21 protein-coding genes are annotated in these 24754 nt (G+C 34.9%); 4 read left to right on the forward strand and 17 right to left on the reverse strand.

The features are described from left to right. The first annotated feature begins 18 nt into the window (after positions 1 to 18). On the forward strand, positions 19 to 846 hold the full coding sequence (locus tag CC92_RS0115450) for a helix-turn-helix domain-containing protein (protein WP_029505348.1): 828 nt from the start codon (positions 19 to 21) through the stop codon (positions 844 to 846). 116 nt (positions 847 to 962) lie between these two features. On the opposite strand, the gene CC92_RS0115455 is transcribed toward CC92_RS0115450, so the two are convergent. The 8 genes from CC92_RS0115455 to CC92_RS0115500 all read right to left on the reverse strand — a co-directional run bounded on the left by CC92_RS0115455 (position 963) and on the right by CC92_RS0115500 (position 9257). After that, positions 963 to 1244: a DUF503 domain-containing protein gene (locus CC92_RS0115455; protein WP_029505347.1), complete on the reverse strand. Its 282-nt coding sequence runs from the start codon at positions 1242 to 1244 to the stop codon at positions 963 to 965. Between the two features lie 108 nt (positions 1245 to 1352). Beyond that, the gene (locus CC92_RS0115460) at positions 1353 to 2165 is read right to left on the reverse strand and encodes a sugar phosphate isomerase/epimerase family protein (RefSeq protein WP_029505445.1); all 813 of its coding nucleotides are present in this window, start codon (positions 2163 to 2165) and stop codon (positions 1353 to 1355) included. 119 nt (positions 2166 to 2284) lie between these two features. Further along, positions 2285 to 3994, reverse strand: coding sequence for an arginine--tRNA ligase (gene argS / locus CC92_RS0115465; protein WP_029505345.1), 1710 nt, complete (start codon positions 3992 to 3994; stop codon positions 2285 to 2287). Positions 3995 to 4429: 435 nt separating this feature from the next. Further along, a complete protein-coding gene (locus tag CC92_RS0115470; protein WP_029505344.1) occupies positions 4430 to 5530 on the reverse strand; it encodes an endonuclease/exonuclease/phosphatase family protein in 1101 nt (366 codons plus the stop codon). Positions 5531 to 6573: 1043 nt separating this feature from the next. Further along, positions 6574 to 6891: a GNAT family N-acetyltransferase gene (locus tag CC92_RS21105; protein ID WP_051651000.1), complete on the reverse strand. Its 318-nt coding sequence runs from the start codon at positions 6889 to 6891 to the stop codon at positions 6574 to 6576. Positions 6892 to 7177: 286 nt separating this feature from the next. Beyond that, entirely contained in the window at positions 7178 to 7519 is a 342-nt protein-coding gene (locus tag CC92_RS0115485; RefSeq protein ID WP_029505342.1) for an iron chaperone, read from the reverse strand. Positions 7520 to 7671: 152 nt separating this feature from the next. Continuing rightward, positions 7672 to 8565: a GNAT family N-acetyltransferase gene (locus CC92_RS0115490; RefSeq protein ID WP_029505341.1), complete on the reverse strand. Its 894-nt coding sequence runs from the start codon at positions 8563 to 8565 to the stop codon at positions 7672 to 7674. Positions 8566 to 8999: 434 nt separating this feature from the next. Further along, complete coding sequence (locus tag CC92_RS0115500) at positions 9000 to 9257, reverse strand: CD3324 family protein (RefSeq protein WP_029505339.1); 258 nt, start codon at positions 9255 to 9257, stop codon at positions 9000 to 9002. A gap of 441 nt (positions 9258 to 9698) precedes the next feature. Between CC92_RS0115500 and CC92_RS21820 the strand changes: the two genes are divergently transcribed. Next, entirely contained in the window at positions 9699 to 10742 is a 1044-nt protein-coding gene (locus tag CC92_RS21820) for a lactonase family protein (protein ID WP_051650999.1), read from the forward strand. A gap of 5 nt (positions 10743 to 10747) precedes the next feature. On the opposite strand, the gene CC92_RS0115510 is transcribed toward CC92_RS21820, so the two are convergent. The 3 genes from CC92_RS0115510 to CC92_RS0115520 form a co-directional block, all read right to left on the reverse strand. After that, positions 10748 to 11575 (reverse strand): carbohydrate ABC transporter permease, encoded by an 828-nt coding sequence (locus tag CC92_RS0115510; RefSeq protein ID WP_029505337.1) that lies wholly within the window; start codon positions 11573 to 11575, stop codon positions 10748 to 10750. Positions 11576 to 11585: 10 nt separating this feature from the next. Continuing rightward, positions 11586 to 12473 (reverse strand): carbohydrate ABC transporter permease, encoded by an 888-nt coding sequence (locus CC92_RS0115515; RefSeq protein WP_029505336.1) that lies wholly within the window; start codon positions 12471 to 12473, stop codon positions 11586 to 11588. Positions 12474 to 12563: 90 nt separating this feature from the next. Beyond that, positions 12564 to 13883, reverse strand: coding sequence for an ABC transporter substrate-binding protein (locus CC92_RS0115520; protein ID WP_029505335.1), 1320 nt, complete (start codon positions 13881 to 13883; stop codon positions 12564 to 12566). A gap of 283 nt (positions 13884 to 14166) precedes the next feature. Here CC92_RS0115520 and CC92_RS0115525 point away from each other — a divergent pair, with 283 nt between their 5' ends. Next, positions 14167 to 15024, forward strand: coding sequence for an AraC family transcriptional regulator (locus CC92_RS0115525; RefSeq protein WP_029505334.1), 858 nt, complete (start codon positions 14167 to 14169; stop codon positions 15022 to 15024). Positions 15025 to 15305: 281 nt separating this feature from the next. Here CC92_RS0115525 and CC92_RS0115530 read toward each other — a convergent pair whose 3' ends face one another. The 5 genes from CC92_RS0115530 to CC92_RS0115550 all read right to left on the reverse strand — a co-directional run bounded on the left by CC92_RS0115530 (position 15306) and on the right by CC92_RS0115550 (position 21836). After that, positions 15306 to 17330: a methyl-accepting chemotaxis protein gene (locus tag CC92_RS0115530; RefSeq protein WP_029505333.1), complete on the reverse strand. Its 2025-nt coding sequence runs from the start codon at positions 17328 to 17330 to the stop codon at positions 15306 to 15308. Between the two features lie 301 nt (positions 17331 to 17631). After that, complete coding sequence (locus CC92_RS0115535) at positions 17632 to 18222, reverse strand: nucleotidyltransferase family protein (RefSeq protein WP_029505446.1); 591 nt, start codon at positions 18220 to 18222, stop codon at positions 17632 to 17634. A 56-nt stretch (positions 18223 to 18278) separates the two neighbouring features. Next, a complete protein-coding gene (locus tag CC92_RS0115540; protein WP_029505331.1) occupies positions 18279 to 20567 on the reverse strand; it encodes a xanthine dehydrogenase family protein molybdopterin-binding subunit in 2289 nt (762 codons plus the stop codon). After that, on the reverse strand, positions 20567 to 21037 hold the full coding sequence (locus CC92_RS0115545) for a (2Fe-2S)-binding protein (RefSeq protein ID WP_029505329.1): 471 nt from the start codon (positions 21035 to 21037) through the stop codon (positions 20567 to 20569). Before CC92_RS0115545 ends, CC92_RS0115540 begins: the two co-directional genes overlap by 1 nt. After that, a complete protein-coding gene (locus tag CC92_RS0115550) occupies positions 21027 to 21836 on the reverse strand; it encodes an FAD binding domain-containing protein (protein WP_029505328.1) in 810 nt (269 codons plus the stop codon). The genes CC92_RS0115545 and CC92_RS0115550 overlap by 11 nt, the downstream gene beginning before the upstream one ends. Positions 21837 to 22397: 561 nt before the next feature. Between CC92_RS0115550 and CC92_RS0115555 the strand changes: the two genes are divergently transcribed. Continuing rightward, entirely contained in the window at positions 22398 to 22694 is a 297-nt protein-coding gene (locus CC92_RS0115555; protein WP_029505327.1) for a DUF3892 domain-containing protein, read from the forward strand. Positions 22695 to 22756: 62 nt separating this feature from the next. On the opposite strand, the gene CC92_RS0115560 is transcribed toward CC92_RS0115555, so the two are convergent. Further along, positions 22757 to 24694 carry an FAD-dependent oxidoreductase gene (locus CC92_RS0115560; RefSeq protein WP_029505326.1) on the reverse strand — a complete coding sequence of 646 codons (1938 nt, stop codon included), beginning with the start codon at positions 24692 to 24694 and terminating at the stop codon, positions 22757 to 22759. Between the last annotated feature and the right edge of the window lie 60 nt (positions 24695 to 24754).

Raw genomic sequence — 24754 nt, forward strand, 5'->3', positions numbered from 1 at the left:
AAATCGGGAAGGTGCTCAATGTCCAGTATTAGTAATTGTGTTTGCAAATACTTAGGTAATACTGAAAAAGATGGAATCATCGCATGCGGGTACATTACAAATCCATCAAACAATTCGCAAATTGAGGTAAAAAACCTCTACTATAGTTGTTTTGTTGTCTTAAAAGGGAAAGGAGAATACAGCGACGAATTTGGTCGAAAATACAAATTAGCACCAGGGAAATTAGTTCAACGCTTACCAGGAGTCAGGCATACCATTACTGTTAATCCTAATATTCAATGGAAAGAATACTTTCTAAGTTTTGGCTCAAGCACCTACTATGCTTTAATTTCCATGGGTTTGTTAGATCCAAATTTTCCTGTTCTTGACTGTAACATTTCAGAATCTTCTCAAAATGAATTTGACGAATTGATAAACCTTTTAAAACATGCTGAGAATCCTATGCTATTTTCAATCTCACAACGAATGCAAAATTGTATTCTGAACCTTCTCTCCAATACACAAATCACAACGAGGCAAAAAAGAATAATTTCAAAAGCAAAAGATCTATTAAGTAGTAACTTACATGTGAATTATACAGAACATGACATTGCGGACATCCTATGTATCGGATACGAAAATTTTCGTAAGAATTTTAAAAAAGAAGTGGGTGTTTCACCAATGGTTTATCGTAATCAGCAGCGGATGAATGCTGCGAAAACAATGTTACTTAGTGAACTTCCTATTGCAGAAATAGGGGAACGTCTCGGCTATACCGATGCATTTACCTTTTCCAAACAATTTAAAAAACACTGTGGAAAATCTCCCAGTGTTTATAAAAAAGAATTTACAAAACAATTGTTTTAATTTCTGAATTATCAATAAAATTTAAAGGACTGTGCGACCACATTGCTGGTCGCATTTCTCATGCTGTTTTACGTTATTTCATTGCTTCTAGTGCTAAATTATTTATTACTAATCTTCTACCTTAATTCTTTTTCTACTCCAGTAAGCTCCGCCTCAGTATTGTCTTCAATAAATTGGATTACATTTTCAATAACACTATCTGCTAAAGAAGCAGAGCTAGTTACACATGCTACCGCAATAACTATGGTTTGATGCACATCTTGTTCCTCCAGCTCAACGACAGAAATATTAAATTGATTTCTCAATTTCGCACATATGCTTTTAACAATCATTCTTTTTTCTTTTAAAGAATGCACCCAAGACGCATACAATGTAATTTTTACTGTTCCAATAAACATATTATAAAACTCCCACTTTCTGTTTCTACTTCATAAAATGACTGTTTACATAAGATCACTATTATGATAGCATGCACGTATTCTTATATAATATAACAAAATAGTATATCATTGAGGTAACGAATCGGATAAAAGATCCCTTGCATTCTCCTTTAGCCAATGAACGGATTGAGTAAGGGCTGCTACGGTTTTCGTTTCTAAAACACAACGGCTATGTGTTTCTTTTGCATAGGTAATCCATTTCGTCAAATTAATCTCTCCAGTCCCTAATGTTAGATGATTTTTATTATCTTTTGCATCATGGATATGAAAATGTTTTAATCGATCTCCCATATTCATAATGAACTTCTCATCAACCTCATTGGCACAGTGAGAATGTCCGATATCTAAAGTTAAGGAAAATACTTTACTTTGTAACAAAATCTCAATTCCCCTTTTTTGAAATGACAAATATCCATCCGTATTTTCAACTGAAATTACAATATTATCACTCCCAATTTCCTCTTCGCACATCATACGAAAGTACTCTATATGCTTTAGGTAGATATCTTGATATTGATCATACAAATAAACTTTTCTTTGAGGAAGCGTAATATAAATACCAGGATGAAGATGCATATTGATAACGGGAGCATGAAGTTTTTTCGCAACAGCTATTGTTCTTCTTACGGTATCGCAATACGCCTTTGTGACTGAAGCATTAAAATCACTCACATTAAGGTTCTCCTCTAAATGAATGGTGTAATATATACCATACCGCTTCATAATATCAAGAAAACAATCAATCTTCTCTAAGCTCTCAATCTGATAATTTGGAAAATTCATATTTAATTCGATAAACTGTAACCCAAGCTGTTCACATAAAATTGCGGCATCTTCTAAACTGTCCTGTTCTATTAATGTTGGCATACCAAACTGCATAATTCTTCCTTTCTTGAGTGGATGTATTTCGCCTTCTTACCATTTTTCATTTTACCGTTTACTTATTTTAGCAAAGTTAGATATAAAATGGTAGTCCTGTTACAAATTAAATATTACCCCTACATTTCTTCTGGACATTCTATTCCTAACAACCCCATCGCATCTTTGATGATTTCACACGTAAGGTCTACAACAAATAGACGTGCATTCTTTAATCTTTCTTCTGCATTTAAAATATTACATTCCTGATAAAACTTATTAAACACAGTGGATAATGAAATCGTATAACGAGCTATCACAGAAGGTTCATAGCGATTTGCAGCTTCATAAATAACTTCTTTGTACTCCGATAATATTTTTATCAAAGAATAGGTGGCATCCTCTTTTAACAAGGATACGTCTACCTTATCTTTCTTAAATTTATTCTCTGCTTTTTTCAAAATACTCTTTGCTCTTGCATAAGTATATTGCACGTAAGGACCTGTAGTACCTTCAAAGCTTAATACCTCATCCCAAGAAAAATCCACGTCTTTGATACGCTGATGAAATAAATCATGAAAGATAATTGCACCAATTCCGATTTGATTTGCTACTTCTTCTTTTTTTTCTAGCCCCGGATTTTTTTGCTGTATTAATTCATATGCTCTTCTAATTGCTTCCGCTAATAGTTCCTCTGCATAAACTATAGTTCCTGTACGTGAAGATAATTTAACTCCCTGTAAGCGAACCAGTCCATATGGTACATGAATAAGATCCTGATGCCATTCATAACCCATAAGTTGAATTACTTGAAATATTTGTTCAAAGTGCAATTTCTGCTCCAGCCCAGTGACATAAATGCACTTATCAAAATGGTATTGCTTCTTTCGATAAAGTACTGCTGCAATATCCCTAGAGTGATATATGGAACCACCATCCTTCTTTAATATCATGCACGGTGCCATCCCAAAATGATCTAATTCAACAATCTGTGCTCCGTCGCTTTGTTTTAATAAGTGTTTCTCTTTTAGTTCTTGAACTAAATCTGGAACTTTATCCATATAGAAACTTTCACCAGTATAATAATCAAATGATATTCCCAACATTCGGTAGATACGTTCAAACTCTAACATACTAATTTCTTTAAACCATTTCCATATAGAGATTGCTTCTGCTTCTCCCTGTTCCATCTTTACGAACCAAGAACGTGCTTCCTCTTTTAGTTCAGGATGTTGTTCCGATTCTTGATTAAACTTAATATATATTCGTAGTAATTCCTCAATCCCCTTTTCTTCTACCTCTTCTTTTGTGCTCCATTTTCGATAGGCAACAATGAGCTTACCAAATTGTGTTCCCCAATCTCCAAGATGATTAATTCTGATTACTTGATACCCAAGATTTGAAAAGATACGATATAATGAATTACCAATTAAAGTTGTACGAAGATGGCCCACATGAAAGTTCTTAGCGATATTCGGTGAAGAATAGTCAATACAAACAATTCGTCCATCTCCAATCTTTTTACAACCAAAATCCTCTTTCCTTCCATCGAAAATAAGCTTTTTCAGATGTACCTCGGAATTTAGATAAAAGTTCAAAAATCCATTCACTACTTTTATATCGGTTAAAAGTCCTTCCGTGTCTTTGCTTTTAACAGCAGCTTCTATATCTTCTGCTATTGACTTAGGTGCCATCTTATATACTTTTGCAAGATAAAAACATGGCAAGGAATAATCACCAAACATCGGATTAGCAGGAGTCTCTAGCAGATTCTTAATCTCTTCTTTTGTGATCTCTTTGAATTTTTCCAGGCTACTTTCATAAATTAACTCACTTAATATACCTTTCATAACAATACCTCCATCATCGAATACAATTGAAAAACCACCTAAATAGAATAAAAAAAAGAACCATAAGAGTTTGCCAGTCAAAGCAAATCTATTACGGTTCTGAGGATAAGTCTAATAGGACAGGACCGCATAGAAACAAGACGTACCTTTCTTGTAACTATGCGTGTTACGCTTTGTTACAAGAGCCTACGTCTGAATCTACGTCTTAAGCTGTTTTGAAATCCTATTACCATATTATCCTATCCTTTCCAAATAATTTAAGTTAGTTTAGCACATTAAACTTTTTCCTGCAAGAATAATGTTATTCTTCATGTGAATTTTTATGTTATACTTCATGTGAATTTTTTTCTGGATGTTATATAACAATGTTCTTACCAAAAACAGCCTATAAAATATTACTCTCAAATCAAACCTTATCACGAATCTAGTACTGCATTATTTTGATATCAACTGAAATTTCATCTTTACTGGGTTATGATCAGAATATAAGAAATTATGATCAATGGTTTCTATACTCATAAGCTTCACATTATCAGAGATTAGAAATCCATCCACCATCGTAACAAAAGAAGTTTCTTTGTTATACGGTGCATCCGCATTACGGCACGATGGTATTAGTGCCCCTCTCATTTCATCACTTAACTGATCATAAGCAACTGTTATACCAGATGGTAGTAGATTTGATGGAAATGGTTTTGCCCAATTTTCTTCTAACTCAGGAGTTTTAAAGATAGATGGAGAGTCCCCTAACAAATCTTGATTAAAATCGCCTCCGCAGATAATATAATTACCTGCCTCATAATCACTCTTTATGTCATCACTTAACATCTTAATCTGATTTTCCACGATACTCTCATCCTTTGTATATGCAGAAAGATGCACATTATAAAGACATAAATATTTTCCATCCTCTACCTTAATTCTTGACTTTGTATAGCATCGATCCAAATCAATCAATTTATAAACGGAGGTATCAATCGGTAAACTACGCCTTACGGAATCAATTATCGGATACTTAGCGATTGTACTTATCCCTGCTTTTGACTTTCCATGAGGTTCTAAGATTGGATACATTAAATAAGCAGAATCGTAGTTTATTGCAAATGCTGAAGAATAGTTGTTTAATTCATCAAGAATCATCTCATTTTCATTCACACCATAACTTCTCGTAGCAGATAGATCTACTTCCTGTAAGAATACAAAGTCTGCATCTTGACTCTTTATTATCTCTAAACTACCATTCATGTTATCCATAACTGCTTGTTTATTGTATGCTCTGGAGTACTTTCCTCCATCCATAAAGAAGCTGTAGTCAGAAGAATACGCACCAAAACCTATATTGTAAGTAAGTACAGAATATTCTGTATTAAGAGATACTTCCTGTTTGATAACCTCTCCCTTTGTACGAATGTCTAACTTTTGATTATCATCAATTCTGTGATAAGTTAGGAATACATAAGCAACATATCCTAATATCACAAGGATAATCAATGCAAGTACAATACCTGCTATTTTTACTATTTTACCTATTCTCATTTAGAATGTTTCCTCCTGAATTGTAATGTATTTCGGTCATACCATTTATCTATTATAAACGGTAAAGTTACATACGTAAACGATAATTAAATCGATTAACTTCCGCTTTTATATATATCTGGTGCAATGGTATTATAAATCATAGTAAAGTTCAGCAATAGTGATACAACTATTAAATCTAAATCTATCTAACTTAACGGATAAATTATCATTGAAAACTGAATATTGATTGTTGATAGCATGTCATATAGTAAACTAAATAAGCGAGGGAACTCATTATATCTTGACAAATGGAATTCCTCGTCTAAAAAATATATTAATGTATGCAATATTTGTGGACGCCAAGGTTACAGTCCAGTAATTTTAGAAGCGAATTTTTATGACAGAACTTCCGATGCCCACTCAGAAAAAAGAGCTATATATAATGAATTAACAAAGATACTAAATCCATTGCCATTGGACGAATTAGGTAGATGTGAAGTCTGCGCAAAAATACAGGATGAACAGTAAAATCATTACATTCTACTTAATAAACATACTCAGAAGTTGTTTTACTTAATAATCTTATAAATAGCGTATTAAATATTGAATAAATTTAATAAGAAATAAGTATACGCCTATCAACTATCAATAGAAGGTTGGTAGGTTTTTTGATGCACTAAACTGAAATTCACCCTACGATTTATTTCTAAATATATTTATTAATGAATTAGTGGAAACAATAAAACAAATGGTTGCAAATATTAATAATATGCTATCTGCATATTTAGATTTATAAATTATAGAAACTAAACAAATTATAAATGTAATAATAAATGCTATTAATAAAAATTTATCTTTCTTTCTTTTATTCATTAATTTGCTCCTTATGTTATGCATAATATTTACATTTTATTATAAAAGATAGGTAAATTCAACCATATTTTGACGAGTTATTAAATGATACGAACTCCATTTTTTAGTGAAAATACCATTTTTTCACTCCTATATTCTCTTCAATAATAGTTATAGTAATCTTCTCTCCACCTATCTCTAAAACTTTATTACGAGCAAATTCTAACATCCCCCTTACCAATACCTTTGTGTCGATATTCTGGAAGAACGCTTAGCTTTCTGAGTTCATATGTACTGTCATTTACTTTATTAAGCTGCATAAACGCAACCAAGGTATTTCCCTCATAAAAGCCATACATTAGTTCACCTTTTTGATAATCATCATTCAACCTTGATAATGGCATAAATGCTCCATTGGTCGCACAGTTTTCTGGTGTTAAACCAAATTCTTCTGCAATAGTGATAAAACTCTTGTGTATTACGTCTAAACAATCCCCTAAATCTTGTACCTTTATTAATCGAAGCATAATCCACCTCATTACAATTTAATTAAATTCGTTGATTTAGTATAGCACTATTCTAAATGATTTACCATAAAGTTACTATATGAAGAATCCTATCTTTCTGAATTAGGCACTGTAACAAATTATAGTTGATATTTATTCTTAATTAAGCAGAGCAATTACGCTCTGCTCAATTAAGATATCTTTACCTCGTTTTGATGAAAGTAATAGAAGATTATAAATATTAATGACAGTCTACTGAAAGCTCCCTTGAGAAACATATGCCATTCATCTTATCATTTTGGAACTTCTATTTGTTTTTGTTTTCTGCCACTCTGAATTTCACTATATCCGTAATAAGTTCCTTTGGTAATGGTTTACATAGAGGAAATTGAATCGCACCCTTGGAATTTTTATATTCACCAAGCTTATCTTTAAAAGATTCGACGCCACTAGGACCAGGATAAAATCCAATATGAGTTTTATGCATAGCAAAATGCACTAAGTTTCCGTTCAAATAAAAGGTAGGCATCTGCCAGCTTATCTTCTCTGTAGCTTCTGGTGCTGCCTCTCTAATAATATTTCTTATTTCTTGTAATTTAAGCTGTAACTCCTCTGAATACTTTAGAATATATTGATCAATTTCATTCATCTACTTCTCGCTCCAATCATAATTCATTTCTATACCAACTATTTTAACATAAATGTACTATTTTTACCTATAATAATTTCTGTAAAGAAATGAATTCAGTTAACAGTTTAATAAATAGACTATTTAAATTCCTCTTTTCTTCATTACTTAACTTACCTCTTTTTTCTCCATATTGTAGAGGAGGAATAAGGACGTAAACCAATACTATAATAGAACTGTTGAGAGGAACCAACCAGCGCAATCTTTGCACCCTTTTCTCCAACCCGTCGAATTCCTTCGAGTACCGCAGCCTTGCCTAACCCCATCCTACGATATTCCGGATCGGTTGCTACAGGTTCGATTACGGCATATCTTGCTTCTTTATCAAACCACATACCACAATAGGAAACAAAGTTACCATTTGGTGCTACCACTGCTACCTTCAGATCCAGTTCCACATTAGGTCGTAACATCTCTTCTTTTCCTTGTTGTTCCATTTCTTTCGTGAACTTAAATTCACCTTCCCCATCTCTCTCATGATTAAAACCTTTCCATAAAACACTTCCATATTGTTTTATGTCAAAAGTCTCCTGCATGGTGGTAATATGAAAACCTTCCGGAAGCTGATAGTCTGTAGGAGTTTGATCAAGGTAGAATATTGAATCGAGTTCTCTGTTTTCTGTTGCCACATAATTAAATTTCGATGCAATTTCTTGAAATACTATATCCTTATCTTGAATAACAATTTCAAAGCTTCCTTGCTTTGAAAGCTTCCCCTCAGAGTATAATAACATCTCTTTCTTTAAATAAGCATAATCTGGTAATGTTAAGCAGAAGCCCTTACCTAAGGAACAATCAAAGGTTGCTACTCCTACAATTTCGTTATTTTCCATCCATATTCCTATGTTAGCAAGCGCAGATTTATCAAGATAACCATGGGTAGCCATCCAATCCCATCTTACATAGGTATACTCGCAATATCCCAGTTTTATTAAAAAATCTCTCACCAAATAATAGTCTTTTGTAATACCAGCTTGATTCGTATAATTTCGAAAATTAATAGCCATAATGATCCTCCCTAAAATAATATAAAATCCCCTTTAAAATTTACCAAGTCTTAAAATTTCTAGTTAATTTCATTATAGTTCCTCTTCAAGCATTTGAGTATTCCGACCTTTTCTATAATCATTCTCCACCAAAGCTTACTGTAATCTAATTAAGTATGAGAAGCTAATTACTTTTTTATGGGGGCTACCAACTTAAAAATCTTGAATTTTGGATATTCACAATTCTATATTTCTCTTTCTTAAGAGAAATTCTAATTCTACATTTTATTGTAATTGGTTTTATAATTCGGTACTTTATAGTAAAAAAAACGAAAGCAACTTGGTGGTCATAAAATTGCTCCTTTTCGATAAATATCAAAGGAACTTCACTATCAAAGACCATCTAGGTTGTTCTCGTTTTCTATAGGAAAACTGTTATAATAAGCCACTTATTGTTATCTATAAACTATTTTTCTTACTGTCTCATATGCCAACCCAAACTCTTCTGCTAATTGTTCGATGGTATCTCCAATCAGAAACTTTTGTTTTATCATCTTGTTTCTATTCTGAAAGAATTGTCTTGTACCATTCTTATCTCCCCACTTAATCTCTTTCTTTACACTGGGTATATACAAGACTTCACCATTCACATATCTTTGAATTTCATTTAAGAGACGATCTGGTAATACTTCTGCTGCATTTATGTATTTCAAAATATCCGCTCCTTATCAATAGATTTAGAGAGCAATCTAAGACTCCCTTTTTTATTCATAAAGTGCAGAGCTTCGCAGATATTTCTTTTTATCCCATACAGAAAAGACTTATCGCTTACTCTGCATGGGATAAAACTTGGTCGAGACTATTTCTCAATCGAATCCTTGTACTCATAATGATATCACCTCCTTAAAAAATATCATAATCTTATCTAAATACTACAACACAAGAGAAAACTCGTCAACACAACAATAGTTTATTAGAATCATTATCTTCGCAATCCGTAGGTCGGCATGTGTATCCCACTATTTTATTGCTATAATGAAGAATCGGGATTAAAATAGGGATACAAGAATAGATAGAAAATTCCAAAGTTAATCGTATTTCGTTAAGTATATCCTTAGCAAGAGATTGCTAAGAGCTTACAGACTGGAGCTAAAATGAAAGAAAAGGATAGAGAAATTATAATTTCTGGGTATGGGCCAGATGAAACAAACGGTACATCCATTGGTCTATTTACATTATCAGCCGGATTAAAGTTTGAGGAGTTACTGTGGAATGACTGTATAGATTCGCCCTCTTTTTTATGTACCTATCACGATATGTGTTTTGGAATTAGAGAAGCAAGCAAGGACGCATCTATCGTATGTTATGAGAAAACAGATACAGGCTATGTATTAAGAGATGAAATAATGTTAGAGGGAGGTGGCTTATGCCACATTACATATCAGCCTAAGTCCCAAGTATTATACTGTTCCTTTTATATGACAGGACACATTGCAGCAGTGAAAGTGAAAGACTATCATTTCAGTAATATAGTTAGTTTTATAAAATTGAAGCCAGAAGAGGAGAAAGACATCACAAGGGCACATTGCTGTGTGCTAGAGCCGTCAGGAACCAGTGTATTCGTAAGTAATATTGCACTGGATAGAATTTATATTTTTGAGTCTTTAGACGGTACTCTGATACCCAATCCTTACTGCGAATTTATACAACTTCCAAAAGGGATTGGACCAAGGCACTTAAAATTTCATCCTCTTCTAAATTTTCTATATCTAATTACAGAGTATTCCAATGAGATTTATGTATTTTTATATGAAAAGGCTGAAAATTCCCCAAAACTAACAGTTATCCAGAATATAAGTACGCTGGAGGAAAATTATCCAAAAGAAAGTTATGGTTCTTCCTTAGATATTTCTAAAGATGGAAGATTTTTATACGCCGCCAATAGAGGAGCCAATACCATCACAGTATACGAAGTCGGCGCGAGTGGACTACTTACTAAAATCCAAGAGGTGCCCTGTGGTGGTAATTGGCCGAGGCATATTGCTTTGACAAACGACGATTCTGGCTTGATGGTTTGTAATCAATATTCAAATGAAGTGGTGATATTTCGCTTAGACGATAAAAAAGGAATCTTACTTGACATTACAGATAGAAAATTTTTCTACAAACCATCTTATATTGAAGAAATAAAAGGATAGTAGATTTACCCTTTAATTGCTCCTTGTGTCAGTCCATCTACAATTTGATTACTAAAACAACAATAGATTAGAATGGACGGTGCTATTGCAATAACAATCGCTGCAAACATCTGAACATAATTGGTAGCATATGGCCCAACGAAATAGGTTAAAGTTACTGGCAGAGTCTTTTTCTGAACGTCTGATATAAATACCATAGCCATTAAGAGTTCATTCCAGTTGTTCACAAAAGTCATTAATCCAGTTACAAATAGTCCGGTTTTTGCTAGTGGCAATGCAATATGAAAGAAACAACGATAGATTGAACAGCCGTCTATACAAGCTGCTTCAAACAATTCAGATGACAATCCTCTAAAAAAGTTAGTCATGATAAATATTGTTATCGGTAAAGAAAACGTAATATACGGTAAAATTAAGCCCAATAATTGATTCGTTAAATTCAGCTTTGAAAACTGAATAAATAACGGTATTAAAACACAATGAACTGGTATCATCATGCCAGTAAGAAAATATGCCATCGCCGGTTTTGATAGTTTCCATCTCATTCTAGCAATCGCAAAGGAAGCCATAGAACCAATTAACATACTTGCAAGCAATGTTATCACACATACTATAATCGAATTTAACGTAGCTATGCCTAATTTCCCACTATTCCATGCAACATAATAGTTGTTCCATTGAAATACTTTGGGTAATTGAAACGGATTGATAAAAACCTCTGCATTAGTTTTGAGAGATACCGAAATCATCCATAAAAATGGTAGAACATACAAAAGTGCATAGACGGATAGAAATAGATAAATGATGATATTACTAAATTTTAACCGTTTCATCATGCACCTCCTACATCTCATAATTCTTTATTTTTATACTACGGTTAATTACAACTGTTATAAGAAAACACATCAATAAAAGAACTACTCCAATCGCATTGGCATAACCATATTTAAAATATTGAAATCCCTCATTATATAAGTGAGTTGCTAAGACGTCTGTTCGATGATTTGGCCCACCTTGCGTCATATTATAAACTAAATCAAAAAACTTTAGCGAACCAATACAGTTAAGAGAAAGAGTTGTTGCTATCATTGGTTTAATTAAAGGTAAGGTAATCGTAAAGAAGCTTTTAAATTTGCTAGCACCATCTATGTAAGAAGCTTCATAGAGTGATTTCGATACTCCAGAAATCTGAGCCATGTAAAGCATCATTGTAGTACCTGTATACTGCCATAAGGCAACAAAAGCAATCACCCACATTGGTAAAACAATAAATCCTTTTGTGTCCATAAGCCAAAGCGGTCCTTCTACGCCCAAAAAAGCAAGAATTTGATTTATCCCCATCTTCGGATTAAAAAGAAAAGACCATAACAACCCAAGTGCAGCGGACGACAGTACTGCTGGTAGATAGTAAATATTCTTAAACAGATTTCTACCTCTCTTAATATTGGTTAAGATTCCAGCAAGGATAAGTCCTAATATCTGCTGCGTTATTGCAGAAAAAAGCATAAAAAATAGAGAATTTTTTAGAGCTGTCCTCATAATTTTATCCTTGATAAAAAGCCGTTTAAAATTATCAAAAGCAACAAACTTAGGAGAGGTTAGCGCATTCCAATCACAAAGAGAATAATAGAAAGTTTGACATATTGGGATCAATAGGATTGCTGTAAACAAAAGTAATGCAGGTGATATAAATAAGATGATAGCCAATTTATTTCGAAAGATTTTATCCAAACAATTACCCCCTAATCTGATAAAAAGACTGCCTTAAATTTTTACCAAGTTGGGCTGTCGCAACTGCGACAGCCCAGTCTTACTATTATCTTACTTTTTCCATACATGCTCTTGATAGAACTCCTGAACATTCTGGAATGCTTCCTTAACCGAAATACTTCCAAGGAATAGGTCAACCATAGAATTATCAAAGGTATCCCCTGCCTCTACAGAAGCTAAAGATTCATTATAAAAGCCAAGGGTACCGGTAGATTTTGTTAAGATATCCATAACATAACTAAGTTGTGCCGGTGCTTTTTCTTTGTCATAGTCGACCTTAATAATTGGAATTTTCCCTCCAACTTCGGCAGTATACTTCTGTGCCGTTTCATCTGTAAAGCATTTCATCAGTGCGATACAAGCGTCTTCATATTTTGTTTTTGAGCTCATAACCAGATTATCCGTTTTAACAATCATACGATTAGGATCAGCCCCACCTTCGATTGCTGGGAAAGAAAACACTCCACACTTTGGCTCCATCTCTGGATTATTACCATTAATCTGACCAATTGCCCAAGATCCCTGAACTAACATAGCAGCTTCGCCATTATAAAAACTTGCGGTTGCCTGATCGTTCGAATCTCCTGCTGCTGTTTTTTGAAAATACTTTGATAACTCTACTAACTTTTCACCAGCATTAAGAAAAGACTCACTCGTCCAATCTACAGTTCCCGCATTTACTCCAATTAAGTTATCTGGACCACCCGCTCTATCACAAAGGTAGCCTGCAATCATTGATAAGCACCATGCGGTCCCAGCGGAACAAGAAATTGGTGTGTATCCAGCGCCTTGAATCTTTTCGCAAGTAGCAATCCACTCCGTAAATGTTGTCGGAATCGTAGCCCCTGCTTTTTCAAATATTTCAGTATTATAAAAAACCAAAGCTGCTGCAAAGTTTGTTGGAACTGCATAAATTTTTCCATCGTATGTCATTCTCTCGAAGATGCCTTCTGTAAAGGAATCGTACCATTTCGATTCCTTTTTCTTTAAAATGTCGGTTAGATCTTTCGCTGTCCCGCTTTCCACATACTGAGTTAGATTTGGCCCCGGATTACAAATAAATACATCTGGACAATTATTAGCAGCAACTAATGCATTTAATTTTGTATCATATTCTTCTAGATTTGTAGTAATCGGTGTACAGTGATATCTTCCAGCATATTGCTCATTAAAACGTTCAATTACTTCTGCGTATCCTTTTGACATTAAGTCTTCAGTGGCTGTTAAATCATCCCAAAACATCCACTTAATCTCAACTACACCATCTGTATTGTCTGTGGAAGTATCGGAAGATTTTTTTCCACATCCTGTTAGTAAACTAAATGACATTACTGCAATAAGAACTAGTGCTGTTATTTTCCTCTTAATCATAGATATCCTACCTCCTAGAATCATCTCTTTTTGGAAATATTGTATAATTATTGCTATGTTATGTATGTCTTTTTGTGATTTTACTATAACAAATTGAGTTGTTTCTTTCATCCGAAAAATTGCTTTTTAACTACGAAATCTTGCTATCATTTAGTTTTAATCTTATATCGATTCTTTTTCTCTTCTGCGATTGTAATATATCTAAAACTTGTTATAATCTAATTTGTAAATATATGGTTGTATTAGCAATACTCAATTCTAAAAAGAGAGGATAGGTAAGTTCATGATAGAAACATTACATGGAATGAAAGAGACCGTAAACTTTAAAACTAATACAAAATTACGCCTCTATGTAAATGACGAATGCGAAAATTACCCGAATCATTGGCATATACCACTTGAAATCATTATGCCAACAAAAGGTGATTACCGTGTAGCCTGTTCAAAAACAGAATTTTGTCTAAGAGAAGGTGACATTCTTATCATAAATCCAGGAGTAGTACACAGCATGGAAGCACCACCAATTGGGGAGCGCCTTATCTTTCAAGCAGATGTTACACTGCTTTATGGGATGAGGGAATTAGAAACTACTTTATCTTTCATTGCTCCAGCCCTTTTTATAACAGCCGAGGAGTCCCCATCTGCGCATGTTAGAATACATCAATTATTACTTTCCATCAAAGAAGAATATTTTGATGAAGTGACTCTTAGTGAGGCATTCATCTATTCCAAATTACTCGAAATATTTGTTATTATAGGACGAAATTATTCTCCAAATGTTCACTGCTTTCATCATAAAAATTCAAAACAACGTGAATATACAGAACGATTTTTATTTATTTGTAATTACATAAATGAGCATTGTGGTGAAGACTTAACTCTTGATGAGATCTCAAATCTTTCTGGCTTTAGCAAATACCACTTCAGCCGATTATTTAAGCAATTTACCAATGTATCATTTTATCGCTATCTTAATAATAAGAGAATCGCATATGCAGAAAACCTTTTGATGAATGATGATTTTACTATTACAGAAATTGCTTTACAATGTGGTTTTAGCAGCCTTTCTTCATTTATTCGAATGTTTAAGATTGTTAAGAACTGCACTCCTACTGAGTTTAAGATGATGTTTACAACATAGATAAAGTCCATTAAAGACAAACAAAGAATTATTAATTTCAATCTCATCATTAAAGACAATCTATAAACTAAAAAAGCTTCTGCTGAAGTTTAAAACTTACAGCAGGAGCTTTTTCTTATCTTATTATGTTAAAACTTCACTTACTTATAAGATGAAAATATTACTTACTTTTCAATATGAAAATTTCACTTGATTTTCAGCTTGGAAACATTACTTATTTTACTACTTGAAAATATTACTTTTTTCCAACTTGAAACATTGTTTAGTTTCCATCAAAGATACTATAACTTAAAGAATTTCATTTGATTATTTAGATTTTCAGCAGTTTGCGCAAGTGCGGATGCATCTTGTTCTACCGTAAAACTGTGCTCTGTTACTTTCGTAGCATGGCTTGATAGGTTTTCCGATGTCGCCAGTATCTCTTCTGCGGCGGCGGATTGCTCTTGCGTTATTGCTGCTACCGAAGAAGCCACATCATCAACACGATTTACATTCTCTATCATATCTTGAACGATATAACTTGTCTCATTGATTGTTACATAGATATTTTGAAAAGTATCATTCGCAGTCTGGATTAGATCAATACTTTCTTTTATACTTTCCGTACTCTCTTGTGTTTTATCTATCGTATTGGATATGAGTTTTTGAATCTTATGATTTAATTCTGCAATACTTTTCACAGAGCTCTCACTTGTTTCAGCAAGTTTTCTAATTTCTTCAGCAACAACAGAAAAGCCTCTTCCAGCTTCTCCTGCTCTTGCCGCCTCTATCGCTGCATTTAACGATAATAGGTTGGTTTGGGTTGCGATATCAGCGATTAGTTTAACAATATCATTGATTTTTTCACTGGACTCATTTACTTGCTCCACTGCTTCTTTAAGCTCAGATACATTAAAATCAACACCTTTCATAGCAGTATCAATCTGTTGCATATCTTCTTTTCCCTTTTCTGATATGATAACAGTATCCTTCATCTTTATACTTGCTTCTTTGCCTTTTTGTCCTGTTTCCGAAACTACGATAGAAAGGGAAGTTGTATTCTCAGCAACATCGGTTACTGCTTTGGCTAACTCATCAACTGTTTGATTTAATTCTAGCATCGCACTAGATTGTGTCTGTGCAGATTCATATAACACTTCCGCAATTTTATTGCTCTTATCAGACTGTTCTTCTATACTGCTTGACATACTGGTTACTTCTTTAATCGTATCTCTCATCGTTTCAATAAATCTTTGCATATTATTGCACATCATGGCAATTTCATCATTTCCCTTAGTTTTTACATCGACAGAAAAATCGCCCGCTGTGATTTTCTCAATGGAGCTATTTAACATTTTCACTGGTCGTATAATATAATGAATTACTCGTTCCACTAAGATGACTAAAACAATCATAGAAACTAAAAATAGAATCATTGCAATAATTTGAAGATCATTTAAGGATTGTAAGATTTCTGTATGAGGTACGTATCCGATTACTTTCCAAGGAGTATTTTTTATCGATTGAACATTAACCGAATATTTTCTCCCTTCCAATGTTAGCTCACTAACTTTATCAATATCCAGACTGATCCCCTTCGCCATATCTGCTATCAACTTGTCAGCATTACTAACATTAAAATCAGTATTAATTAGTGCTTCATCATTGATTGCAAGAATCTTACTACTCGTTGTATCAACAATAAAAAGCTTTCCTGTTTCCATTATCTTTTTAGAACTGATTATTTGGGATATACCTTTTAATGATATATCTGCTGCAGCAACTTTGTTCACACCATTCGCTGACTTAAGTTTCACGGAAGCACTTACTACATATTCCCCAGTATCCGCATCTAAGTATGCGGTTCCGTATCGGAATTGTTCATTATTTAACCCTTCTATGAACCAATCCCTGTCAGCAATAATATAACCATCTGGCATTTGAAAATCGAATGGAACTATAAGTTCTTGTTTATCTGTACCAACATAAACTCCATTCGCAAAGCTTTCATTCTGGTTCATTGTTGTTTTTAAATACTTCATCAAAGTATTATTGTCAAGCTCAATATTATTCAGAGTATTCTGAACCTGATTTAATGAGGATATTATTTCTTGTGACCAAGTTTCTAACTCATTTGCATTTGACCTAGTTGATGACTCTACTAGTTGGTTTGCATAATCCACGATAATTTTTTTCGAACTTGTATAGATAATCATTAGTAGTGTACCAATTGCTAGAACAACTAGCGGGGCGATCATTAAAATAAGTTTTGATTTTATACTTCTCTTACTCTTCGTACTTCTTGCTTCTTTCTTTTCAATGGTCATATAAATCTCCTGTGATTTTAGCTATCATGTTCACGAAACATTATTCAGTACAATTATGAACTTTTTCATGTTTCAAAGGTTTCTTACCCGAATACACCTATAGTTTATTAATGATCTCTTCCCCTAATCATTGATATATTTACTGTTCTATCTTCTTTCCAACCTCCTTGCAATTCATCCATATAGAATCGTTCTTGGTATCCTTATTGAATTAATCTTCGGTATCCATATCGATTTAATCTTTAGTATCTTTATCAAACTAATCCTTATTACCGAATTAATCCTTGATATCCTTATCGAATTAATCTTTAGTATCCTTATCTATCAATTCTTCTTCACATGACGCTGATATTTTGCAAATCTCATTCATGTACTTCTTTAGTACTCTTTTCCCACCTTGATCTTCTTGCAATTCTGATAACTCTTTTTTTAGTTGCTTCGAGAAAATCACCGGATTTCCAGGCACCCCTTCCCAGGTAACACATCCGGCTATTTTCCTTTGGTTCAATGTTTCCTTTATCAGTCGTTCCACGGTCTCTGTCTTTATAAAGGGTTGATCTGCAACCATGAACAGATAGTAATCCGGTTGTATCTCTCCATCAACCAGACCAGCCCGTATCGTATACGAGATTCCAAGTGCACTTTCTGGCGAAAGTACAAGATGGGTTCTATTATGTAAAAATGGGTCAGCTTTCATTTCTTCCACTGCTTCTATTATCGGTTCAAAACGGGTAACAACATAGAGCTCCCTATCTAAATCCTCTAAAAGCAATTCCTTCATGACCTGTAACCCATACATAAACATCGGCTTTTCATCAATAAAATATAATAGTTTATTACTTCCAAAACGACGGCTGTTTCCAGCCGCCAGTAATATAAGTCTAGTTTTCATATTGTCCCCCTTTTCCCCTTGAGTGAACTTAAATAATCGCTTAGATTACTCATCTTTTAACCTTTAAGAATCCCCATCACAACTTTCTCAGGAGTTATTGGTAATTCGCGATGCCATACTCCTGTTGCATTATAAATTGCATGCGCAATTGCAGGGGAAGGAGTATTGATAACGATTTCTCCAATTGATTTTGCTCCAAAAGGGCCAGTACGCTCATAGCTACTTTCAAATTCTACTCTCATCTTTCCTACATCAAGGCGTGTAGGAATCTTATATTGCATAAAAGAATTTTCATAAATCTTACCTACAGAATTATAGGTCACATCCTCATACAATGCCATTCCGATGCCTTGTGCCAAACCACCTTCTGTTTGAACACGTGCTAAATTAGTATTAATTACAGTACCACAATCAACAACCGCTACATAATCTAAAAGTTCTACGGCTCCAGTCTCTTTATCTACCTCAATCTCAACCATACCAACCATAAATGGAGGAGGTGATACCGTAGAAGAATGAGAAGCAGTTACCTGTGTAGCTTCCGTATTACCACACATAGACTTCGTAGCGATGTCCATTAATGTGATTTCTTCGCTGCCATCAGCCTTACTAATCTTCTTCCCCTGAAATACCAAATCTTCAACAGAACAAGACAACATCTCTGCTCCAATCTTACACATCTTTTCCTTTAATTGAAGACAAGCTCTCTCGACTGCTTTTCCTGTCACATAAGTAGTACTAGATGCATAGGAACCAGAATCGTATGGAGAACTATCGGAGTCAGCTCCATATACGATGATATCATCGATATCACATTCCAGACATTCTGCTGCCATCTGAGCTAAGATGGTATCACAGCCAGTTCCCATATCAGCTGCAGCTATGGAAAGTGCATAAAATCCTTCATCATTTAACTTGATTGTGGCTGAGCCTACATCGACTCCTGATATTCCTGAGCTTTGCATTGCCATAGCTACACCAATACTTCTAATCTTTCCATTCCCTAAGTCAACTGCCAAAGGCTTGTTATCCCAATCAAACATCTCTTTCGCACGGGTCATACAACGATCTAAGGCACAGGAACTATTTGGCTCATCATGATAAGAAGGCATAATCTGACCTTCTTTTACCATGTTCTTCTCACGGATTTTTACAGGGTCCATGCTAAGTTTCGAAGCTAACTCATTGATTGCTGATTCCATCGCAAAGATTCCTTGTGTAGCACCATATCCACGGTAAGCACCAGCGGATTGGACATTCGTATATACGACATCATATCCAAAACGATAAGCCTCTAAATTATTGTTATATAAGGAAATTGATTTTTGCCCAGAAAGTCCTACGGTAGTTGGTCCATGCTCTCCATATGCTCCAGTATTTGATAAGGTATAGACATCCATTGCACGGATGGTACCATCTTTCATTGCTCCAACACGTACTTTGATTTCCATCTCATGTCTTGGGGTGGACGCAATTTGACTCTCTTCTCTAGTATAGATTAGTTTTGCAGCCTTACCTGTTTTCCATGTAACAAAAGCAGGAAAAATTTCCGTTACACAAGTTTGCTTTGCACCAAAGCCACCACCGATTCTAGGCTTTGTTACCCTAATTTTTGATTTTGGAATATCTAATGCATTTGCTAAAATACGTCTCACGTGAAAGATAATCTGAGTAGAGCCAATCACATGCAATCTGCCATACGGATCAAGCGTAGTATAGGTTCTAAATGTTTCCATCATTGCTTGTTGATTCGCTTTGGTATGATAGGTATTTTCCACAATGACATCACACTCTGCCATCACACGATCAACATCGCCATATTCACTAGTGTCGGTTGCACACAAATTTCTCTTATTATCTGCACCAACTGGACATAGTGCTTCCCAGTTTTCTTCTGGATGAACTAATACTTTATTATCTTTTGCTGTTCTAAAGTCCAGAACAGGTTCAAGAACTTCATAGTTTACTTTAATCAGCTTTAGTGCCTTGTCCACCGCTTTTTCAGTTTCTCCGGCTACAATAGCTACTCCATCACCAACATAACGAAGTCTTTGGTCTAAAATTAAGCGGTCGTATGGGCTTGGTTCTGGATACGTCTGACCAGCCATTGTAAAACGCTTCCCAGGTACATCCTTATAAGTAAATATAGCTTCAATCCCAGGTACTTTTTTTGCTAACTCAACATCAATTTCTTTAATCATTGCATGGGCATAAGGGCTATGCAGTACTTTAACAACTAAACAATCAGTTGGGGTTACGTCATCCGTATAGACAGGTTTTCCAGTAACCAATGCCATAGCATCTTTTTTACGAATTGGTTTATTTACAACTTTAAAATCTGCCATTAGCACACACCTCCATTTTCTTTCTTAAAACTAAGGTATGCTTTAATTCCACGAAGTTGTCCTTCATATCCTGAACATCGACATAGATTTCCTGCTAGATACTGTTTAATTTCCTCATCGGAAGGATCTGGATTTTCACGAAACATCGCAATTGCATTCATGATAAATCCAGGATTACAAAATCCACATTGTTCTGCTCCTTGATCTGCAATAAATGCTCCAAAATCTTCTGCTTCTTCTTGTAACCCTTCTAATGTCGTTACTTTCTTACCATTCACTCTTGCCACTAGCATACTGCAAGATAGCACTGGCTTGTCTTCCACAAAAACTGTACACAAACCGCAATTTGATGTCTCACAGCCTCTTTTCACACTAAGGCAACCATGAGCACGTAAAAAATCTATTAATAATGTATCTGCTGCAACGTCTTCCGTCACCATTTTACCATTAATCCATAACTTAATCTGCATAAGACGTTACCTCACAATCCTTTAACTTTAATAACGCTCGCTTCGTTAGTACACCAGAAAGTACCTTACGATATTCCTCACTTGCTCGCATATTACTTCCAGTTATAATCTGACTTTTAATATATTCACCAAACTTTTCTGCACTCTCTGGTGTGATTCCATCCTTTAATATATCATTATTATCATACAGACAGACTGCGCGCTTTGGTCTAGCACCAATGACGCATCGATATGTTCCTTCCATATTGCTTATCGCACAGGTCAAGACAGGAAAGTCCGTTTTTGTATTTCTCTGTGAAAGGTACGCCACTTTCATCTCTTGTTTTTTGATTATTACACGTACTAAAAGATCGTTATCATATGGCATTTTTGAGAATTCCTCAATAGAAACAATACCCTTTTGATATAATTCCACCTGTGCATTCAAAGCCATTAGTAACGTAAGTACATCAGAAAAACCATATCGTCCAAAGATGCTTCCACCGACAGTTGCAAGATTTCGAAATTGAATTCCTACAATATGTTTTAAACTTTCCGCTACTGCGTTATTTGTCATAGAATTGAGCCCTTTATGTAACTCCAAGGAACGAAGTGTCACCATTGCACCTAACAGGTAGCTATCCTCTGTCTCTTCTATTTTATCTAACCCTAAGTCCGATAAATCAATGGCTGTGCCTACACTTTTCTTTTGCATCTTAAGCCAAAGCATACCGCCCAGAATCACGTTATTTTTCTTTTGGTTTAATTCATAGGCTTGCTGTAAACTCTCTGCTTTTACATACTGGTTAATTGTTAACACGTATATCCTCCCTTAATTTAATTTCATATAAAATATCTTAAATCAAATATAATCAATCAGATATCTAATCGGATAAAAAATCCTGTTTTGATTGGAGCATCAAATTATTGCCTATTTAAATTTGTACTTATCATTAGCAAATTTTCTACTTTTCATAATCCAATTTTTTCCTTCTTTTCATGCGCCAATTGATTTCCACTTTCCACTGCCTAATTGATTTTTAATTTAAGCATACTAACAAGATCTTTTCTTATCACAATTGCTAAAATCTCTAAATGAATAGAAATAACTCCATATTATTACTGAATACTTTCTTATTATAATGCATAACAAATCCTTTGATATTCTAGCATGGGAAGATAGCTTTGTCAAAGTGTAAGAGCATAGTTTCTCTTCCATATCGTATCTTTATGAATTAATTCCTATCACTGTAGCAATACTAATCTTACATTATCGTGAAAAAATTAGGGTGATAGATTAATCTTCTCTCAAAAGGTTTATGTCAGCGCTGCAACTATAAACTGAAAATCCGATAAATGCAGCGCAGAATTGAGGTCAATGATGGAAAATAATAAAATCGATGGCTCCTCTCTTGCTATGGCAGTATTAGATGATATCCCACAACCAAAAGAAAATGCAAAGCATATTACAGGGTTAGTAAAAGAAAGCGGAACAATCACAGGGTATCAACTATCAGATGGTGCAATCATATCAAAGGAAGAAGGCGTTTCGCTTGCGAAAGCGGGTGAAATCCGTGGAGTTGGTGTGGCACACCGTAAAGATACCGAATATCTGAAATCCTTACCTGATGGCACAGAAAACAATAATCTAAGCAGTTTACCGACTGTGAAAAGCTAACATAAAAGGCAAACTGATCACCCATTAAAAAACGGAATATCAGTTTGCCTTTTGCTATTATCTTAAATTGCTCTCGCTACTTCATTTGCCTCAACAACTGCATTCAAAGCCCTTCTCGCACGAACCGCATCACCAATAACATGAGCTGGTATCTTATTCTCCTTACAGTATGTGATAATATTATCAAATTTACGTGACTTTGCACCTATCGCTAAGATAACATATTCACAAGGAATTTCTTCCAGATTCCCCATTCTTTCCACAACTACTGCATTTTCTTTAATTTCAATACACTTTGTATCCGTTAATGTTTCTACACCGGCAGCATAAAGGCTTTCCATTACGCAAATATTTCGTAACTGTCCAAGATCCTTCGCTACCTTATCTAGCATCTCTACCACGATAATATGTTCTGTCATCTCATGGATATATTCAGCAACCTCTAAGCCAACAAGTCCACCACCGATTACAACAACTCTACCAGACACCTCTTTTTTACCAGCTAATACTTCATGAGAATTCATGACATTCGAAAGTTTCGCTCCTGGAATGTTTAGTTCGATTGGTTCAGAGCCTACTGCTATAATCACTTCCTCTGGCTGTATTTGGTGAATCAGTTCTGTAGTAACAATTGTATTTAGTCTTACTTCAACACCTTCTTGTTTCACTTGTTCTCCCATCGCAAGTGCTGCTAGTTTCATCTCTTCTTTTCTTGGAGCTTCTCCTGCCAATGCAAATTGTCCTCCAAGAGAATCGGATGCTTCACATAGAATAGGTTGATGGCCACGTCTTTTTAGCTGAAGAGCAGCTTCAAGTCCTGCGATACCACCGCCAATTATTAATACCTTTTTTGGATTCGTTGTTAAGGTAAGTTGATATTCCGCCTCTCTTCCAAGGGCTGGATTTCTTAAGCAGGTGATAAATGGCATCTCTGTTGATACAAATCCATCATAACATCCTTGATTACAACCTACACAGCGCACAATACTACTTTCCTTGCCGTCCTTTGCCTTATTACAAAATTCAGGATCTGCTAATTGAGCACGTCCTATTACTACCATATCCGCTTTATCCTCTGATAATATTGTCTCTGCCTGTAACGGATCATTAATTCTACCGACTGCCACTGTGATCATGCCCGTTTCTCTTCGAATTCTTGCTGCATTTTCAACATTAAATCCTCTTGGTAAGTCAATCGGTGGAACCTCATATTTAATCGCTGCGCTTGAGAAATTACCTCTGGAAACATCCAGTACATCAACTCCAGCAACCTTCGCCATCTTACAAAACTCAATGACTTCCTCCATCGTAAGTCCGCCCTCTAGATAATCATCGTGAGCGTCGATTCTCATAAATAAAGGCATATCCTCAGGAATATTCTTTCGAATTGCTTCGATACATTCAATTAAGAATCTTGCACGATTAGGTAGACTTCCTCCATATTCGTCTGTTCTCTTATTAAAATATGGGCTAAGAAATGAGTGAGGGGTATAATTATGCCCTGCATGGAATTCAATCGTATCAAATCCTGCAGAAACTGCCCTTTTCGCAGCATCGCCAAAGGCTTCCACAGCCTCCCTTATCGTCTCAAGACTCGCTCCAGGCAAGCTATACTCTGTACCAGGTACAGAAATCGGACTTGGTATGATAAGCATTTGATCAGGATCACTTCTCACAGCCAAACCTCCAAGCCACAACTGTACACCTGCTTTTCCACCTGCTTCATGGATTGCATCGGTCAATTTTTTTAATCCAGGAATATATTTATCTTCACTAATTGCTAAGAATTTTTTTGGAGCAGCTAACCGATACACGGAGCATACTTCAGTAAAGTTTAATCCGCAACCTCCCTTAACTCTAGCAACTTGATAATCGATTATTTGTTGATTCACAAATTTATCTTCTGTAGGCATCTTCGTTCCCATTGCAGGAAACATAATTCGGTTCTTTAGCTCCAATCCTCTAATTTTAATTGGGCTGAATAATTTTTCGTAAGCCATATTCCTATCCTCCAACTTATTTTTTCTCTGAGAGAGTTCTAAACGTCATCGAATGCCACA

Source organism: Lachnoclostridium phytofermentans (genome assembly GCF_000733755.1).
In the GTDB taxonomy this organism is placed as follows: Bacteria; Bacillota; Clostridia; order Lachnospirales; family Lachnospiraceae; genus Lachnoclostridium; species Lachnoclostridium phytofermentans_A.

What these genes read in the sequence shown, in the direction of transcription:
- argS (WP_029505345.1), bottom strand. Translation starts at nt 3,994, where the DNA reads ATGAAAGGTATATTAAGTGAGTTAATTTATGAAAGTAGCCTGGAAAAA.
- CC92_RS0115450 (WP_029505348.1), top strand. Translation starts at nt 19, where the DNA reads ATGTCCAGTATTAGTAATTGTGTTTGCAAATACTTAGGTAATACTGAA.
- CC92_RS0115455 (WP_029505347.1), bottom strand. Translation starts at nt 1,244, where the DNA reads ATGTTTATTGGAACAGTAAAAATTACATTGTATGCGTCTTGGGTGCAT.
- CC92_RS0115525 (WP_029505334.1), top strand. Translation starts at nt 14,167, where the DNA reads ATGATAGAAACATTACATGGAATGAAAGAGACCGTAAACTTTAAAACT.
- CC92_RS21820 (WP_051650999.1), top strand. Translation starts at nt 9,699, where the DNA reads ATGAAAGAAAAGGATAGAGAAATTATAATTTCTGGGTATGGGCCAGAT.
- CC92_RS21105 (WP_051651000.1), bottom strand. Translation starts at nt 6,891, where the DNA reads ATGCTTCGATTAATAAAGGTACAAGATTTAGGGGATTGTTTAGACGTA.
- CC92_RS0115470 (WP_029505344.1), bottom strand. Translation starts at nt 5,530, where the DNA reads ATGAGAATAGGTAAAATAGTAAAAATAGCAGGTATTGTACTTGCATTG.
- CC92_RS0115485 (WP_029505342.1), bottom strand. Translation starts at nt 7,519, where the DNA reads ATGAATGAAATTGATCAATATATTCTAAAGTATTCAGAGGAGTTACAG.
- CC92_RS0115560 (WP_029505326.1), bottom strand. Translation starts at nt 24,694, where the DNA reads ATGGCTTACGAAAAATTATTCAGCCCAATTAAAATTAGAGGATTGGAG.
- CC92_RS0115490 (WP_029505341.1), bottom strand. Translation starts at nt 8,565, where the DNA reads ATGGCTATTAATTTTCGAAATTATACGAATCAAGCTGGTATTACAAAA.
- CC92_RS0115540 (WP_029505331.1), bottom strand. Translation starts at nt 20,567, where the DNA reads ATGGCAGATTTTAAAGTTGTAAATAAACCAATTCGTAAAAAAGATGCT.
- CC92_RS0115545 (WP_029505329.1), bottom strand. Translation starts at nt 21,037, where the DNA reads ATGCAGATTAAGTTATGGATTAATGGTAAAATGGTGACGGAAGACGTT.
- CC92_RS0115460 (WP_029505445.1), bottom strand. Translation starts at nt 2,165, where the DNA reads ATGCAGTTTGGTATGCCAACATTAATAGAACAGGACAGTTTAGAAGAT.
- CC92_RS0115520 (WP_029505335.1), bottom strand. Translation starts at nt 13,883, where the DNA reads ATGATTAAGAGGAAAATAACAGCACTAGTTCTTATTGCAGTAATGTCA.
- CC92_RS0115535 (WP_029505446.1), bottom strand. Translation starts at nt 18,222, where the DNA reads ATGAAAACTAGACTTATATTACTGGCGGCTGGAAACAGCCGTCGTTTT.
- CC92_RS0115555 (WP_029505327.1), top strand. Translation starts at nt 22,398, where the DNA reads ATGGAAAATAATAAAATCGATGGCTCCTCTCTTGCTATGGCAGTATTA.
- CC92_RS0115530 (WP_029505333.1), bottom strand. Translation starts at nt 17,330, where the DNA reads ATGACCATTGAAAAGAAAGAAGCAAGAAGTACGAAGAGTAAGAGAAGT.
- CC92_RS0115510 (WP_029505337.1), bottom strand. Translation starts at nt 11,575, where the DNA reads ATGAAACGGTTAAAATTTAGTAATATCATCATTTATCTATTTCTATCC.